This window comes from Epilithonimonas caeni DSM 17710 (assembly GCF_000426465.1).
Lineage (GTDB): Bacteria > Bacteroidota > Bacteroidia > Flavobacteriales > Weeksellaceae > Epilithonimonas > Epilithonimonas caeni.
The window spans coordinates 17,420-33,660 of sequence record NZ_AUFK01000017.1 but is presented as its reverse complement, the minus strand read 5'-3'; the positions used below and the strand labels follow the sequence as shown (position 1 = coordinate 33,660).

Genomic DNA, 16,241 nt, shown 5'->3' with positions numbered 1-16,241 from the left:
TAAAAGTGAAAATTAGTAATAGACTGAAAGGTGATTTCATGCTTGAAAAATAGTTTTAACTCAAAAATAATCAAATAATTTTTTCTTTAACTAATATTTAACGCCATGATTCTGTTATTTAAATCATTATTATGATATTTTGGTCATAATTTTGATAGTTTAAAAACAAATATAAATTTATATGTCAAGAAAAATTTTATGGATTGATGATGAGGTCGATTTGCTGAAACCACACATCGTCTTCCTAGAGAATAAAGGGTACAACGTTACACCGGTGAATAATGTGAATGAAGCGTTGGAAATGATAGAAAAGGAAAAATTCGAGTTAACTCTTCTTGACGAAAATATGCCCGGGATCTCCGGTCTGGAAGCAATTCCCATGATTAAGGAAAAAGATAATGCACTCAAAATCGTAATGGTTACCAAGAGTGAAGAGGAACACATTATGGAACAGGCAATTGGCTCGCAAATTGAAGATTATATTTTGAAGCCAGTTAATCCAAACCAGGTCTTGTTATCACTCAAAAAAATATTGCAAAGCGAATCTCTGGTCGAGCAAAAAACAATTGTAGATTATCAGCAGGAATTCCGAAATCTGAGTATGGAGCTGTCCTACCTAAGAACTTATCAGGATTGGGCAGAATATTATAAGAAAATCTTGAGCTGGGAAGTGAAATTCGATAAAGTTTCGGATAATGAGTTTGCGGACTTGCTTCAAAATCAAAAAGAAGAAGCCAATATCCAATTCTCGAAATTCATAGAGAATAATTACGAAGAATGGCTTCATAGCAACGAGAAACCGATGATGAGCCACACGCTTTTCAAAGATAAAGTGAAGCCGGAGTTGGAAAAAGAAAAAGTTCTTCTGTTGATGATTGATAATCTGAGATACGACCAATGGAAAGTAATTGAACCCTTGTTCACGAAGTTCTATAATAAAACTTCGGAGGATTATTATTTCAGCATTTTGCCAACAGCTACACAGTACGCTAGAAACTCATTTTTTGCAGGATTGATGCCTTCTGAGATAGAAAAAAGATTCCCGGAATATTGGTTCAATGACAATGAAGAAGGTAACAAAAACGAACACGAGAGAGATTTCTTGGAAGACCAGATGAAGCGTTTGGGACTATCCAGCAAATCAATGAAATATCTGAAAATCCTCAATTCGGACTTTGAAAGAAAGATTTTAGACGACTTCAATCAGCATAAGAGCAATGATTTATTAGTCATAGTTTACAACTTTATCGATATTCTGTCCCATGCGAAAACAGATAACAATATTGTAAATCAATTGATTAGAGATGATAAAACTTTCAGGTCATTGACTTACAACTGGTTCGAGAATTCTTCTTTGCTGAAAATTATCAAAACGGCAGCAGAAAATGGATTCAAATTGGTCATTACAACCGATCACGGCACAATTTATGTTAAAAAACCTAGTAAGGTAGTTGGCGACAGAGAAACGTCTACCAATATAAGATACAAAACCGGACGAAGCTTGACCTACGAGGACAAAGATGTTTGGGCGATCAACAATCCCGACAAACTTTTTCTACCAAAAGGCAATCTGAGTTCCAAGTATATTTTCGCCAAGAACAATATATTTTTAGCATACCCGAAGAACTATAATCACTTTGTGAATTATTACAAAGACACTTATCAGCACGGAGGGATTTCCCTGGAAGAAGTCATCATCCCGATAAGTATCCTAGAACCCAAGTAGTTTTTTCATAGTTTATTTGATTTGGGTTTATTGGGCGGAAAGAGGCAACTTTTTCCGCCTTTTTCTTTTTAGGAGCAAGAAGTTTGTTCATTCCTTTCACTTGTCCCGCCCGCTATCCACTATATCTTTTTCTTTTTCCCACATTGTCAGGCTGAGCCTGTCGAAGCCAAAAAGAAAAAGGATGCCGTTCCTATCGGGGCTAGAAAGTCGTTTTATATTTCTTTTGACCATTCAATCAAAATCCCGACCTTTACAAACTAAAAAAAGACACAAATAAATTAGGAAATTCTTATATTTAAGACAAAAAGCCTATAGCATCTTTAAAACTGAAATCTTTGATTTTCATCGTGCCTCAAAAACGTATTTTTTTATTAAAAAATCTTTGTGCCTTTGTGTTAAATCAAGCAAAATCATTCATCAACTATCATTTATCAATTATAAAAACTATGAGAATCATTTCCTACAACGTCAACGGAATCCGCGCTGCATTTACAAAAGATTTTTTGGGCTGGCTCAATGTTGCAAACCCGGACATCATTTGCATCCAGGAAAGTAAAGCGGGAAATGACCAGATCGATATAGAAAGTTTCGAAAAATTAGGCTATAACAGCTACTGGCATTCGGCGGTTAAAAAAGGTTACAGCGGCGTAGGAATCGCTTCCAGAGTAAAACCAAACCATATAGAATACGGCTGCGGAATAGAAAGCTACGACAACGAAGGCAGAATAATGCGTGCGGATTTTGACGGCTTTTCCGTGATTTCGGTTTATGTTCCATCCGCTTCTAATATAGAAAGACTCGATTTCAAAATGCAATTCTGTTTTGATTTTTTGGATTACATCAAAGAACTCAGAAAAACAATCCCGAATCTCATTATCAGCGGAGATTTTAATATCTGCCACGAAGCTATTGATATTCATAATCCAATTGGTTTGGCCAATACATCTGGCTTCCTTCCGATGGAACGGGAATGGATGACCAACTTTATGGAGGAAAATCGACTTACGGACAGTTTCAGATATTTCAATGACCAGCCTGGCCAATATTCCTGGTGGAGTTACAGGGCAGGCTCACGAGCAAGGAACAAAGGCTGGCGCTTGGATTACAATTTTGTCTCAGAACCTTTGAAAGAAAAAATGACCAGAGCCGTCATTTTAGCAGAAGTAAAACACTCTGACCATTGCCCGGTCCTCGTAGAATTCGAATTATAACCAACAAACTCAATAACTCTTAACTCTCTGACCCCAAACCGTGCACGAACAATTCAATTTTATCATCGAGGTTTTAGGAACCATTTCTTTTGCAATGTCCGGCAGTTTTGCGGCAATGCAGAAGCGTCTCGACCCTTTCGGCGTATTGATCATTGCATTCGTAACTTCTGTTGGAGGCGGGACAGTAAGAGATCTGCTTTTGGATGTTCCCGTTTTTTGGATGACGGATATGTTGACTTGCTCATTGATATTTTTCACTTGCGTATTTTCTATGATTTTCAAATCTATTGAGAAAAATTTCAAGGTTACATTATTTATTTTTGATAGTTTCGGGCTGGGATTATTCACAATCATTGGAATTCAAAAAGGTCTTAATGAAGGCCTTCATCCATTAATTTGTTTGACTTTGGGAACAATTACCGGTTGTTTTGGAGGAATTATCCGAGATATTTTACTGAATAGAATTCCTCTGGTCTTCCGAAAGGAGATTTATGCAACCGCGTGTATTATCGGCGGAGGGATATTTTTACTGCTATCAGAATATTCTGTTCTTTCTTATGGATTCATTCAGATTTTCACCATTATTTTGATTGTGACCATTCGGACCCTCGCTGTAAAATACCATTGGCAAATTCCGAAATTTTATGGCTATGAACAAAATGATGAAATGTAGTAAAATTTATCTTTTGTTAAAATTTATGGAATATATTAGCTTTAAATTTATATATTTGATAAAAAATAAAACGTATGATAAAAAATGTACTATTTTCTTCTTTAATATTGATTTTTCTTTCCGGTAACTCATTTGCGCAAGATTTCAAATTGATCAATTCTGATAATGAGAATATTACTGTTGATTTTGAACTCAATAATTTTGAAAAAACAGAGAAAAGCATCAATGGTAAAAATTACCATACTTTTTCCAAACAATATTCGGTTCTGATGTCCGAAGCAGGAAATCCTGCAATGCCATATTTCTCCAGATCTATTCAGCTTCCGGAAAAAGGAAACTTCAGTTATAAAATAGTATATGACAGCTACGAAGATATCAATAATATTGATATCGTTCCATCCAAAGGAAACCTGAAAAGGAACACTGACCCGGAAACGATACCGTATGTTTTCAGTGAGAATTATAGAAAAGATGATTTCTTTCCCGGAAAGTTGGCCCAATTTGGAGCCCCCCATATTCTGAGAAATACGAGAGGTGTTACGTTTTCACTTTTTCCTTATCAATACAATCCTGTTCAGCACAAACTTAGAATCTATAAAAATCTGAGAGTAGAAGTTGTGCTGAATGACAAAAAAGGAGCAAATGAAATTGTTTTTAAGAAAACAGATAATACTTTCTTTAATGATATTTATTCCAAGCATTATCTTAATCACTTAACTTCAGACAAATATACTCCAGCAAAAGAAGAGGGAGATTTGTTGATTATTACGGCTCCTGCTTTTGAAAATCAACTAAGTTCTTTGGTGAGCTGGAAGAGAGAAAAAGGCATCAAAACAACGGTTGTGAACACAACAGAGACTGGAACAACAGATACGGCTATCAAAAATTATATCACCAATTTCTACCAAACCAATCCTAATTTGGTTTACATTCTTTTGGTCGGCGATTCCGGAGATGTACCTTCGCATACCTATGGTTATTATGGCGGAGAACAACATTGGAGCGACTCTTATTACGGACAATTGACCAATGATTATTATCCGGAAGCTTTCGTAGGAAGACTGTCCGGAAATAGTGTGGGTATTAAAACTATGACAGACAGGATTTTGGAATATGAGAAAAACCCTCTTGCGGGTGATTGGATGAAGAATGCCATAGGGATTGGTTCTAATGAAGGAAACGGATATGGAAACGATGGAGAAGCAGATTATGTGCATCTTAGAAAGATCAGAACCCAATTGAAAGATTATGGTTATCAAATTGTTTACGAGTTTTATCAAGGTTCGCAAGGCGGTGAAGATGTGGCGGGAGAGCCAACACCAACGATGATCAATAGCGCCATGAATTCCGGAGTCGGATTATTCAATTACACAGGACACGGCGACTTGAATCTAATGGTAACTGGAAATTATACTTCTACAAATGTTAAACAACTTAAGAACAATGGCATGTATCCTTTTGTAGTTTCCGTAGCTTGTAATAATGGAACATTTGTCGGAAAAACCTGCCTTGCGGAAGATCTGATGTCGGTAAATTATAACAATTCTCCTGCAGGTTCTATTGCTACTGCGGCTTCTACAATTTTGATGGCTTGGGCAGAGCCAATGGAAACGCAGGACGAGATGACTAATATCCTTACAGAAGTTTATGAGAACAATAAAAAAGAAACCATTGGAGGATTGTTTTACAACTCACAGATAGGAATGTTGGAAAGTTATAATGATTCGGCAACTGCTGTTGAGGTTATGCAGACCTGGGTTCTTTTTGGTGATCCTTCAGTTGTTTTCAGAAATGATACAACGAAGAATTTAGAATTACAGCATCCAAACCAGATTGACCCAACTTCTCAGACTTTGACAATCATTTGTGAAGAAGAAAATGCTGTTGTTTCTTTAACAAAGAATGGAAATATTATAGCTTCTGCACATAGTAAAAATGGGAATGTTGTATTTGATTTGAGTGAAATTGCTGATGGAGAATCATTGATGATTACAGCGACCAAGCAAAACTTCAAACCATATCAGGCAACCATTGCAGTTAAGACTTTGGGGGTAGCATCTTTCAAGAAAAATGGTGTCAGTGTTTATCCGATTCCTGCAAAAGATATTGTAAACTTGACTTGGAAAAATGCTAGACCAACGAAAGTTTTGCTTTATGATCTAACAGGGAAATTGTTGCAGACAATTAGTAATACATCAGATAAGAAATTAGAAATCAATGTTTCCAAATATCCAAAAGGAACTTATCTTTTGAAATACGAGATTGACAACAAAGCTTATTCAGAGAAACTAATCGTTGAATAATCAAAATCTATACATAAAAAGGAGCGAAATTATTTCGCTCCTTTAATTTTATTTAACTAGAAGAATTTTCCTCTGTTTCTCATATTCGGGTTGTGCATATGTTTTTGCATCGTTGGCATTTTCAGCTGATCCTTCATCATTTTGATCTGGTCGGTCATCATCCCGGCAGAATCCAGTTGTTTCGCTTCTTCCAGAAGTTTCTGAGCCTCATTTTTTCTACCTTTTGAAAGTGCAGAGGCTGCCAAATTCAGTTTTGCCATTGCTCTGTCGTGTTTCATATTCAAGCCGTATTCCAGAGCTTTTTTCATCAATCCTTCTGTTTTTTGTGGATTGTCCTGAGCAGTTGTCAAAGCTTGCAGATAATAGAAGTAGCCATATTGGCTTTTATGAAGCTGAGATTTGTAGTTTGTAATATTCGATAAAAATTTGGAAGCTTTTACCATATTTTGTTTCCTCAGTTGCCAAAAGGCCAAAAGAATATTTTCGTTTTTGAAGAAAAGTGCGATAGGAATAGCTGAAAGTATAATTAAAACTGTTCCCCAGCCCCAACTTCTATTAAATATAAGAAATATTCCTGCAGCGATTATAAGCGCAGCCGCTACAAACTTTATGTATTTGTTCATTTTTAAAATTTAGGTTGCAAAGATAAGAATTAACAAGAAGAATTCCGATAGTTGTGATGTTATGAATTTTCAGAAGAATTAAAAAACTCCCAAACGATTTTTGCCTTAGACTTTCCGAGAATTTCTTCCAAAGTGGCCAGGTCGGACTCTTTGATCCTTTTAACCGATTTCAGTTTCGATAAAAGCAGTTCAACAGATTTCGGACCAACACCTTGGATTTCTTCCAGCTCAGATTTTATAGTCGAATTTTTTCTTCTCGTCCTGTGGTGTTTGACTCCAAATCGGTGTGCTTCGTCCCGTACGCGCTGAAGGATTTTCAGCGTTTCAGCTTTTTTGTCAATATATAATGGAATTGAATCTTCCGGAAAATAAATTTCTTCCAATCTTTTAGCAATTCCGATTATAGTGATTTTTCCGTACAGTCCAAGCAGTTTCAAACTTTTGACGGCGGAAGACAATTGCCCCTTTCCACCGTCGATCAGAATCAGTTGGGGTAAAGGTTCGCCTTCGTCAATCAATCTTCTGTAACGTCTGTAGATTACTTCTTCCATGGTTGCAAAGTCATTTGGGCCTTCCACGGTTTTCGGATGGAAGATGCGGTAATCTGCCTTGCTTGGCTTGCCGTCTTTGAACACCACACACGCAGAAACAGGGTTGGTTCCCTGGATATTCGAGTTGTCAAAACCTTCGATATGTCTTGGTTCAACTGGCATATGCAGGATTTTTTGCATCTCGGCCATTATGCGATTCGTATGTCTTTCCGGGTCAACAATTTGAACTTGTTTCAACTTTTCAAGACGGTATTCTTTCGCGTTTTTTTCTGAAAGTTCTACGATTCTTTTCTTATCACCAACTTTCGGAACAATCAGTTTTACATTCGGGATTTCTATTCCCAAATGAAATGGAATCAAAATTTCTCTCGATTCAGATAAAAATTTCTGACGAATTTCGATTATTGCCTCTTCCAGAATATCTTCATCAGCTTCTTCTAAAACCTTCTTGATTTCTGTCGTGAAACTCTGGACAATAGAACCATTTCTGATTTTGAAATAATTGACATAAGCCGCCGTTTCATCGCTCGTCATCCCGAAAACATCCACATCATCAATACTAGGATTCACAACCGTATGTTTTGCTTGGTAATCATCCAGAGATTCGATATTCTGCTTTATCATCTGAGCTTTCTCGAATTCCAGATTTGCTGCAAAGCGATACATTCTGTCCTCCAGATATTTCTTAGCGTAACGAAAGTCACCTTTGATGATCCCTCGGATCGCTTCTACTTTTTCATCATAATCTTCTTTGGATTCGAGGTCTTCACAAGGTCCGTTACAGTTTTTGATATGATACTCCAGGCAAACGCGGTATTTTCCTTCAGCGATTTTTTCAGGAGCAAGATTCAGGTTGCAGGTTCTTATTTTATAAAGATTTTTAATGGTGTCCAGAAGAATTCTTGCAGGTCTTACTTTGGCGTAAGGTCCAAAATATTCGGAACCATCTTTTATTTTGGTCCGGGTTAGAAAAATTCTTGGAAAATCTTCATTCTTGATACAGATCCATGGGTAGGATTTGTCGTCTTTCAGCATCACGTTATAAAACGGCTGGTGTTCTTTTATCAGATTATTTTCTAACAAAAGAGCATCATATTCACTGTTTACAACAGTAGTTTCCAATCTGTGTATCTTCGAAACCATGATCCTTGTACGATAACCGGAAAGATTTTTGTTGAAATAGGAAAGAACTCTTTTATTAAGTTGTTTTGCTTTTCCGACATACAAAAGCTGGTCGTTCTTATCATAATATCGATAGACGCCAGGTTCTGAAGGAAGGGTTTTGAGCTGAAGTTCTAAGTTGGGATTCACAGAACAAATTTACGCAATATGAATTATAAATTTGGGGCTTGTTCAAATTTTTAAAATCTCGTTGATTTGTCCGATATGTGAGAATATTATTTTTTAAAATTATTCATTAATTTGTACCTTGCCTTTACGAAACCGAAATATTATGAACGAAATCATTTGTCCGAATTGTCATAAGGCCTTTAAAGTGGACGAAGCGGGATTTGCGGAGATTCTGAAACAAGTTCGCAACCATCAATTTGAAGAAGAACTACAAGAGCGGTTAAGGATTGCTGAAAGAGAAAAAAACAGTGAGATCGAACTTAATAAAGAAAAATTCAAAAGTTATCTCCAAGAACAGCTCTCCAAAAAAGATGCTGAAATCTCGCAGTTAAAATCACTTAGCGAATTGGAGATGACAGGAAAAGTTTCGGAAAAAGAAAAAGAAATTCTGGAACTGAAAGCAAAAATTGAAAAAGCAGAAACCGAAAAAAGATTGGCAATCTCAGAAGCTGTCCAGAAAATTGAGCATGAAAAAAACAGTATCGAAAACGAAAAAAACGAACTGAGAAATAAGCTGAAAAATAAAGATCTGGAAAAAGAACTTTCAGAAAGATCTTTAAAAGAGCAATTTGATGAAAAGCTCAAATCAAAAGATATCATCATCAAGTACAAGGACGAGGAGATTGACCGGGTAAAAGAAATGAAAGCCAGGCTTTCTACAAAAATGCTTGGTGAAACTTTGGAGCAGCATTGCGAAATCGAGTTTAATAAACTGCGTGCGACCGCATTTCAGAATGTCTATTTTGAAAAAGATAATGATTCGAGGTCAGGAAGTAAAGGCGATTTTATCTATCGGGAATTCGATGATTCGGGTAACGAGATCATTTCGATAATGTTCGAGATGAAAAACGAGGCCGACCAGACTGCAACCAAAAAACGGAATGAAGATTTCTTCCGGGAACTGGATAAGGACAGAGGTGAAAAAAAATGCGAATATGCAGTGATGGTTTCATTATTAGAAGCCGAAAACGAGTTTTACAATACGGGTATTGTAGATGTTTCGCACCGATTTTCGAAAATGTATGTAGTTCGGCCACAGTTTTTTATACCAATAATTACACTTCTGAGAAATGCTGCCATAAACTCTTTACAATATAAAAAGGAACTGGCTTTGGTTAAGAACCAAAATATTGACATTACTAATTTTGAAGAAAAAATAGATATCTTCAAACAAGGATTTGCTAAAAATTATGAATTGGCAAGCCGACAATTTAAGACCGCCGTTGAAGAAATCGATAAAACAATATCTCATCTTCAAAAAACAAAAGATGCGTTACTTTCATCTGTTAACAATCTGCGTCTTGCAAACAACAAAGCAGAGGATTTGACCATCAAAAAACTGACTTACGGAAACCCGACGATGAAGGCAAAATTCGATGACTTAAAATAAAATATAACAAGATTTAAGAGTCAAATAATATTTGGCTCTTTTTTTTAATTAAATCTTTCTATTCTTCGCCAACATCGGAATTGAGATCAAGCCCATTACGAGCATAATAATGATTTGTAAAGGTAATGTGATGAAAGAGTAGGCGAGACCCAATTCTCCACCTTCTACGGCGTCTTTCCCCATTGAAATGAATAATGCTGTAAACCCGAATTTCATGGCTAAATTAAATGCGCCAATTCCGCCACTTGCAGGGATGATCATTCCTAAAGTTCCGACAACCAAAATGAAACATCCGTCAGCAGGCGTAAAATTAGAAGTTTCCGGAAGCGCAAAGCAAACCAAATAGGATGCAAAGAAATAACAGATCCAGATTCCTGCTGTCAGAATAATGAATTTTCCTTTCTGACGAAGGTTCAAAATGGATTTTAGCCCTTCGAAGATTCCTTTCCCGAAATTAATCATTTTATTATAAATAGACAGTTTTTGTAATGATTTTCTGAAAATGAAAAATAAAATCAAGACCAAAACAATACAACCTAAAATAATATAAATTGTATTAGAATCAGATTGAGGTTGAGTTTGTTTTTTTTGTTGAGTAGCGGATTTGTAAAAAGCAATTAATGCATCATATTTAAAAACCAATGCCAATAATGCGAAAATTCCCATACAAACCAGATCAACAACACGTTCCAGAATAATCGTTCCAAAAGATTTGTCAACAGGAACTTTCTCTACACCGTAAAGTGCGGTTGAACGGGCAACTTCGCCGCTTCGGGGAATAGTAAGGTTCATCAGATATCCGAAGGAAAGTGACCAAAGAGAATTACTATTGGAGATTTTGTAACCCATTGGTTCCAAGAGAAGATTCCATCTTACAGCTCGGAAAATATAAGCTGAGACACCAAAAACTGCCGCAAAAAGGACCCAAAGATAATTTGCTTTTCGTAAGGAAAGTTTGATCTTGTCAAAGTCCAGACCTCTGAGGGCGACCCAAAGGAAAACTCCCGCAATTGCAATGGAAATTAAAACGGTAACTACGTTTTTGAGTAATGATGGCTTCTTTTCTTCCAAGATATTGTTATGTTAGAAGATTAGTCTGCTCATCCGGGAAAACAATTTTTGGCTGAAAATCTTTGGCTTCCTCAGGTGTCATCTGTGCATAAGCAATGATAATGATGACATCATTTTTCTGAACTTTTCTCGCAGCTGGCCCATTAAGACAGATCTCTCCGGATTTTCTTTTACCTTTGATGACATAAGTGTCAAAACGCTCACCGTTGTTCACGTTTACGATATAGACTCTTTCGCCGACGATTAGACCCGCAGCTTCAATCAGGTCTTCATCAATAGTAATACTCCCGATGTAATCAAGGTCCGATGCAGTGACACGGACTCTGTGGATTTTCGATTTAAAAACTTCGATTAACATAGGCGCAAATTTACGTTAAATAATAAAACTGGAAAAAATTATATTTAAAATTGTATTGCCAGACCTTGTATAATCAATATCAATTTTTATGAATTTATTAATTTTGTCATCAATTTGCAATATTTGGTTTGATTATTGATTAATAGCGGGAATTATATGATAAAACATTGTAATAAAATGAGTGTTTTCGTTAATTATTGATTTATCAAAAATTCATCATTTTAGATGGAAATATAGATTCTTCACTAAATTTTATAAAAATATTTGCACGATATCAAAATTGTCTTATATTTGCTATAACAACATAACTTTAATTAATAAATATTATGAACAAGTCTGAATTAATCGACGCTATCGCGAAAGATGCAGAAATCACAAAAGCTGCTGCTAAAAAAGCTTTGGAATCATTTGTTGCTAATGTAACAGAAACACTTAAGAAAAAAGATGGTAAAGTATCTCTAGTAGGATTCGGAACCTTCTCAGTATCTGAAAGAGCTGCAAGACAAGGTATCAACCCTGCGACTAAAAAACCAATCAAAATTGCTGCTAAAACAGTTGCGAAATTCAAAGCTGGAGCTGATTTGGCTACTGCGGTTTCTGGTGCTAAGAAAAAATAATCTATTTGGAAATTTTCAAATAAAAAAACCGTCAATTGACGGTTTTTTTTATCTATCATTCAGGATTTTCATCATCCAAAAGATGCCCGAAAAAGTCCTTTTTTGTTTTAAGGTAAGAAGCACTTGCATCATTGGATTTTATTTGTAAAGGTATCCTGGAGTTGAATTTGATTTTACTATTTTTAATGATTTGAATCTTTTCCGGATTGTTGGTCATTAAATTTAGGGATTTTACATTCAGTTTTTCCAACATTTCTATTGCAATCCCAAAGTCTCTGTCATCTGCAGGCAATCCCAATTCTAGATTTGCCTGTACGGTATCAAGGCCTTTTTCTTGTAGTGCGTAAGCCTTCAGTTTATTAATAATGCCAATATTCCTGCCTTCTTGTCTTAGGTAGATAATTAGTCCACCGTTTTCCTGCATATATTTCATTGCAGAATTCAATTGCTGTCCGCATTCGCATTTTTGGGAATGAAAAACCTCACCAGTGATACATTCAGAATGGATTCTTACATTAACAGGCTTGGTCAAATCCGTATTTTTAGCAATCAGAGCCATATGAGGCATCCAATCTTTTTCGTTTTCAGAAAAAGCCATCATTCTGAACTCCCCAAAGTCTGTGGGAACATTCGATTCTGCTTGTAATTTTAACATTGAATTGAGAAGTGTTAATTGGAAGACATAGAAGTTTCTTCAATTTTTGATTGAGATGCTTCTAAGAGATTGATATTGGTTTTGATTTTCACCATATACCTATTCAGAACTTCATCGTCATCTTTTATCAAGAATTTTCTTAATTTCTGGATCTTTTTATAATATTTTTCAAAATCTGCCAGAGATCTGTGCTTTGTAGACTGGTTGAAATCTCGAACAGCACCCAAGTAATCTGAAAGTGAAATTTTCAAAGAAGAAACCTCCCTGTTTACTGCATCATTCCTGAATTTTGGAAACGTTGCAATCAAATTGGAAATGGAAGAGGCGTAAACAATAGCTTCCGGAGAAAGGTATGCGTAATTATCTGAAACAGCACCAGAATGTAAATCATCTGATGCTGCCGAACTTGTAGAGCAAGAGCCTATAACTGCGATTATTACTAATATTGCTAAAAGTTTACTGAAACTTTTCATTTTTTCTGCATTTTTTGATACAGGATTGGGTTAAGGCTTTCATCATTATACATCTTCATTTGTTTATAAAGTTTCATCTTAACTTTGCCGTTCTCTATATCATCAAGTAGCTGATCTATTGCTGTTGACAGATCTTTATGCTGCTCCAGAAGGACCTGTAATTTTTGTGAACATTGCAATTTATGTTCTTCAGAAGCATCTTCGCGAGAAGCTTCTATAGACATATGATAGATTTTCAAAGATAAAATAGAGAACCTATCTATGCACCAAGCTGGAGTTTCGCTATTGATTCTAGCATCAGGATTTGGAGTGATAGCCTCAAATTTTTTATAGAACCAAAAATCGATCTGTTCGACAAGATCGGTTCTTTTTTGATTAAGTTTATCAATTCTCCTTTTTATTTTTAAAGCCTCTACCGGGTTGATGTCTTCTTCTCGGATAATATCTTCCAAATGCCATTGAACGGTGTCAATCCAGTTCTTGGAATACAAAATCCATTCCAAACTGTTGGCTTGGAATGGATTGTTTTCTGGTGAATCTACATTGTCTGTAATGTGATAATCGTTAACCGATTGGTTAAAGATTTCCCATGCTTTTTCTGTCAAACTCATTAATGCTTCGATTTATTAAGAAGGATTGTTGTTTGTTGGAGTAGAGGAATCATTATTTTTCTTGTCCTCATCTTTCACAGCATCTTTGAATTCCTTGATGCCTGAACCTAGACCTTTCATTAATTCAGGGATTTTTTTTCCTCCGAATAATAAAAGTAATATCAAAGCAACGATCAGGATGTGTTGCCAAGATAAGCTTAATATAACTGTGGATAATGTCATCTTAAAATTTTTGCAAAGTTAAAGTATTTTTTAATACGAAACCCATCCCAATGGATCTACAGGATTTTCCCCGTTCCAAATTTGGAAATCTAATGTTATAGATTCATCAAAATCACTGCCAACCTCTCCAATAAGCGTACCCGCAGATACCTGCTGATTGGCCTTTACCAACGTTGTTGCCAAATTAGAATATACTGTAAAATAATTACCATGTTTTACTACCACAGTACGGCTACCATTGATAGCTTGTATGCTTGATACCACGCCAGGGAAAACACATCGTGCTTTTGTACCTGGGGAAACAGCGATCTTGATCCCGATATTATCTTCGATAATGTTTTTGAAGACTGGGTGAGGCTGTCTTCCGAAACGGTGGGTGATGCTTCCTTTTTCTACAGGAAACGATATCCTGCCTTTATTATCTGCAAAATTACTGCCGACTGTAGATCCAACGCCATAGCTCTTCATTACTTTTTTCTCGGCTTCATCTTTGGCATCTTCATTCTTCTTGTTGATTGCTGCCTCATTGGCTTTTGCGGCAACTACTTTGTCATTGGCAACTTTTGCTCTTTCCGCCGCTTCTCTGGTTGCTTTTTCCGCTGCTGCTTTTCTTTCCGCCGCTTTATTGGTTTCCGCTAATTTTTTCTCTTCTTCAAGTTTTTTAGCGGCTAGTTCATTCGCTCTTTTCAATTCTGCCTCAGCCCTTTTTCTTTCTGCTTCGGCATCGGCTAGTTTTTTTCTATTTTCTGCCTCTATTCTTTCTTTCTCTTTTTTAGCAGCTATGTCGGCCAATCTTTTTCTTTCCGCCTCAGCTTTTCTTTCAGCTTCCTCTTTTGCTTTTGCTAGTCTGATCTCTTCGGCAATAATGTTTCTGATCTGGCGCTCAAGCTCTTTTGATTGTACTTGTTTCTGTTTTATTTCTGCGGTTAGTTTGGCCTCGTTCTTTTTGAACTCATTTAGGAGGTCTTGTTTTTGTTTTCTTTCTATCTCTATGGTAGCAAGTTCCTTTTTCTGAGATAGTAGAAGATTGTCCTTTTCAGAAACTGATCTTTTCTTCAAAGCAATGTTTTTCTTTATTTCATTTGCTTTATTAGATATCTCTGCAGCTTTTTTGTCCTGGTATTCGGAGTATCTTTTTAGATATTCTATCCTGCTAAGTGCTTCTCCCATATTTCTGGAAGACAGTATGAAGGTGACTTTGTTTTGAACACCTTTTGTTTTGTAGGCTTTTACAAGGATCTCAGCATAGTTTTTTCTGAGAACTTCCAGTTCGCGATTGTTTTTATTGATTTCTAATTGACGCTTGTAAATATCATCTTCAATGAATCTCTTTTCTTTTTGAGTATTATTATAAACTTTTTCCCGGAGGGTCAGTTTTTGATTTACAGCATTGAGATAGGATATGGAAAGTTTGGATTCTTTCTTGGTTTGATTCAATGTAGCATTGAGGGAAGAAATCTGTTTCTTAAGGTCTGCATTTTGTTTTTGCAAAACTTCTTTGTCTTTTTGTCCAAACGCACTTCCGAAAAGGATGATACTTATAAATAAGCTTAATTTCTTAATCATTTGATCTCTGTCTTTTTGTAATTGGCAGGAACGGAATAAGTAGTTTCCATTCGGGAAAAATCAAATTTCGTATTTTCAATTAATATTTCATCCGTTTTCTTTGCTTTTATAATTATTTTAACACTTTTCGGAAAGCTCTCATTATTGAGGATTTCCCTGCCGGAATAAGTGATTTCCAGCTGGTCATTGTTTAAAATGTTGGTCAATAAAACATGATTTAGGTTCAGGTCTTTATCGTAATCCAAAGAAATATTATATTCTGTAGTTTTCCCGTTTTCTGTGATTTTTTGAGTCTCTTTTGAAGATAGATTGAAGCCTTGAACGTTTGGCGTTAATTTATAATTCTCATCGGAAACCGGTAGGAAGGTTTTTCCCAGAAGTAGATTTTGTAATGAATTATAATCGATGAAATTAACATTCAGAAGTTTGTTCAGATAACCGAAATCAGAATCGATGTACGTTTTGTCCAATCTGTAATAGCCTTTCACGCCTTCGGGAGTTGCCACACCTCGGGCTGCCTGAAGGATGACCGCGGTTAAATTCATCCATATCTTTTGTCCGTTTTCAATATAGATCACTGCATCCAAAGTCGGGATGAAAGAACCGGTTCTTGCATCAATCTTACTGTTGATCTTCACCGCGTCAAAAGTGGATTTTTTCCCGATTGCCGAGAAAAATTGAGCATTGTTTTCAATTGGTTTTGTTGTACTTACGGGGAGGTTTTCCGTTTGTTTTTTCTGAACACTGCAAGAAGTTATTAATAATGCCGAAAGGACAGTTAAAATATATGGTTTCATAAACTCTTTTGGGTAAGGTCTAACAATATTAACGCCAAAAACTG

16 protein-coding genes are annotated in these 16,241 nt (G+C 36.0%); 6 read left to right on the top strand and 10 right to left on the bottom strand.

The features are described from left to right. Window positions 1-181: 181 nt before the first annotated feature. The 4 genes from porX (at window position 182) to K319_RS0110275 (ending at window position 5,913) form a co-directional block, all read left to right on the top strand. Window positions 182-1,726: a T9SS response regulator signal transducer PorX gene (porX, locus tag K319_RS0110295; protein WP_027383591.1), complete on the top strand. Its 1,545-nt coding sequence runs from the start codon at window positions 182-184 to the stop codon at window positions 1,724-1,726. 446 nt (window positions 1,727-2,172) lie between these two features. Then, window positions 2,173-2,937, top strand: a complete 765-nt coding sequence (locus K319_RS0110285; protein ID WP_027383590.1) for an exodeoxyribonuclease III — start codon at window positions 2,173-2,175, stop codon at window positions 2,935-2,937. Between the two features lie 40 nt (window positions 2,938-2,977). After that, window positions 2,978-3,610 carry a trimeric intracellular cation channel family protein gene (locus K319_RS0110280; protein WP_027383589.1) on the top strand — a complete coding sequence of 211 codons (633 nt, stop codon included), beginning with the start codon at window positions 2,978-2,980 and terminating at the stop codon, window positions 3,608-3,610. Between the two features lie 74 nt (window positions 3,611-3,684). Then, complete coding sequence (locus K319_RS0110275; RefSeq protein WP_027383588.1) at window positions 3,685-5,913, top strand: C25 family cysteine peptidase; 2,229 nt, start codon at window positions 3,685-3,687, stop codon at window positions 5,911-5,913. 56 nt (window positions 5,914-5,969) lie between these two features. Here the strand turns inward: K319_RS0110275 and K319_RS0110270 are convergent, their stop codons facing one another. Beyond that, the gene (locus tag K319_RS0110270) at window positions 5,970-6,536 is read right to left on the bottom strand and encodes a hypothetical protein (protein WP_027383587.1); all 567 of its coding nucleotides are present in this window, start codon (window positions 6,534-6,536) and stop codon (window positions 5,970-5,972) included. 59 nt (window positions 6,537-6,595) lie between these two features. Further along, window positions 6,596-8,398: an excinuclease ABC subunit UvrC gene (gene uvrC, locus K319_RS0110265; protein ID WP_027383586.1), complete on the bottom strand. Its 1,803-nt coding sequence runs from the start codon at window positions 8,396-8,398 to the stop codon at window positions 6,596-6,598. 142 nt (window positions 8,399-8,540) lie between these two features. Here uvrC and K319_RS0110260 point away from each other — a divergent pair, with 142 nt between their 5' ends. Continuing rightward, complete coding sequence (locus K319_RS0110260; protein ID WP_027383585.1) at window positions 8,541-9,827, top strand: DUF2130 domain-containing protein; 1,287 nt, start codon at window positions 8,541-8,543, stop codon at window positions 9,825-9,827. 48 nt (window positions 9,828-9,875) lie between these two features. On the opposite strand, the gene K319_RS0110255 is transcribed toward K319_RS0110260, so the two are convergent. Both K319_RS0110255 and panD read right to left on the bottom strand, forming a co-directional pair. Beyond that, window positions 9,876-10,901: a lysylphosphatidylglycerol synthase transmembrane domain-containing protein gene (locus K319_RS0110255; RefSeq protein ID WP_027383584.1), complete on the bottom strand. Its 1,026-nt coding sequence runs from the start codon at window positions 10,899-10,901 to the stop codon at window positions 9,876-9,878. Between the two features lie 4 nt (window positions 10,902-10,905). Next, complete coding sequence (gene panD, locus K319_RS0110250) at window positions 10,906-11,256, bottom strand: aspartate 1-decarboxylase (RefSeq protein ID WP_027383583.1); 351 nt, start codon at window positions 11,254-11,256, stop codon at window positions 10,906-10,908. Window positions 11,257-11,582: 326 nt separating this feature from the next. Between panD and K319_RS0110245 the strand changes: the two genes are divergently transcribed. Next, complete coding sequence (locus K319_RS0110245) at window positions 11,583-11,873, top strand: HU family DNA-binding protein (protein ID WP_027383582.1); 291 nt, start codon at window positions 11,583-11,585, stop codon at window positions 11,871-11,873. Between the two features lie 55 nt (window positions 11,874-11,928). Here the strand turns inward: K319_RS0110245 and ribA are convergent, their stop codons facing one another. From ribA to K319_RS0110215, 6 genes are read right to left on the bottom strand one after another with little or no spacing between them, the layout of a single operon-like run. Beyond that, window positions 11,929-12,528 (bottom strand): GTP cyclohydrolase II, encoded by a 600-nt coding sequence (gene ribA, locus K319_RS20175; protein WP_051230601.1) that lies wholly within the window; start codon window positions 12,526-12,528, stop codon window positions 11,929-11,931. Window positions 12,529-12,542: 14 nt separating this feature from the next. Beyond that, the gene (locus tag K319_RS20170) at window positions 12,543-13,001 is read right to left on the bottom strand and encodes a hypothetical protein (RefSeq protein ID WP_051230599.1); all 459 of its coding nucleotides are present in this window, start codon (window positions 12,999-13,001) and stop codon (window positions 12,543-12,545) included. After that, entirely contained in the window at window positions 12,998-13,612 is a 615-nt protein-coding gene (locus K319_RS0110230) for a DUF4254 domain-containing protein (RefSeq protein ID WP_027383581.1), read from the bottom strand. Before K319_RS0110230 ends, K319_RS20170 begins: the two co-directional genes overlap by 4 nt. 15 nt (window positions 13,613-13,627) lie before the next feature. Further along, a complete protein-coding gene (locus K319_RS0110225) occupies window positions 13,628-13,834 on the bottom strand; it encodes a twin-arginine translocase TatA/TatE family subunit (protein ID WP_027383580.1) in 207 nt (68 codons plus the stop codon). Window positions 13,835-13,864: 30 nt separating this feature from the next. Beyond that, entirely contained in the window at window positions 13,865-15,400 is a 1,536-nt protein-coding gene (locus tag K319_RS0110220) for a peptidoglycan DD-metalloendopeptidase family protein (RefSeq protein ID WP_027383579.1), read from the bottom strand. Then, the gene (locus K319_RS0110215) at window positions 15,397-16,197 is read right to left on the bottom strand and encodes a DUF4292 domain-containing protein (protein ID WP_027383578.1); all 801 of its coding nucleotides are present in this window, start codon (window positions 16,195-16,197) and stop codon (window positions 15,397-15,399) included. The genes K319_RS0110220 and K319_RS0110215 overlap by 4 nt, the downstream gene beginning before the upstream one ends. Window positions 16,198-16,241 lie beyond the last annotated feature (44 nt).

Bases quoted from the DNA above. Each gene is read 5' to 3' on its own strand.
- porX (WP_027383591.1), top strand. From the start codon at position 182: ATGTCAAGAAAAATTTTATGGATTGATGATGAGGTCGATTTGCTGAAA.
- K319_RS0110285 (WP_027383590.1), top strand. From the start codon at position 2,173: ATGAGAATCATTTCCTACAACGTCAACGGAATCCGCGCTGCATTTACA.
- K319_RS0110275 (WP_027383588.1), top strand. From the start codon at position 3,685: ATGATAAAAAATGTACTATTTTCTTCTTTAATATTGATTTTTCTTTCC.
- K319_RS0110270 (WP_027383587.1), bottom strand. From the start codon at position 6,536: ATGAACAAATACATAAAGTTTGTAGCGGCTGCGCTTATAATCGCTGCA.
- K319_RS0110260 (WP_027383585.1), top strand. From the start codon at position 8,541: ATGAACGAAATCATTTGTCCGAATTGTCATAAGGCCTTTAAAGTGGAC.
- panD (WP_027383583.1), bottom strand. From the start codon at position 11,256: ATGTTAATCGAAGTTTTTAAATCGAAAATCCACAGAGTCCGTGTCACT.
- K319_RS0110245 (WP_027383582.1), top strand. From the start codon at position 11,583: ATGAACAAGTCTGAATTAATCGACGCTATCGCGAAAGATGCAGAAATC.
- ribA (WP_051230601.1), bottom strand. From the start codon at position 12,528: ATGTTAAAATTACAAGCAGAATCGAATGTTCCCACAGACTTTGGGGAG.
- K319_RS20170 (WP_051230599.1), bottom strand. From the start codon at position 13,001: ATGAAAAGTTTCAGTAAACTTTTAGCAATATTAGTAATAATCGCAGTT.
- K319_RS0110230 (WP_027383581.1), bottom strand. From the start codon at position 13,612: ATGAGTTTGACAGAAAAAGCATGGGAAATCTTTAACCAATCGGTTAAC.
- K319_RS0110225 (WP_027383580.1), bottom strand. From the start codon at position 13,834: ATGACATTATCCACAGTTATATTAAGCTTATCTTGGCAACACATCCTG.
- K319_RS0110220 (WP_027383579.1), bottom strand. From the start codon at position 15,400: ATGATTAAGAAATTAAGCTTATTTATAAGTATCATCCTTTTCGGAAGT.
- K319_RS0110215 (WP_027383578.1), bottom strand. From the start codon at position 16,197: ATGAAACCATATATTTTAACTGTCCTTTCGGCATTATTAATAACTTCT.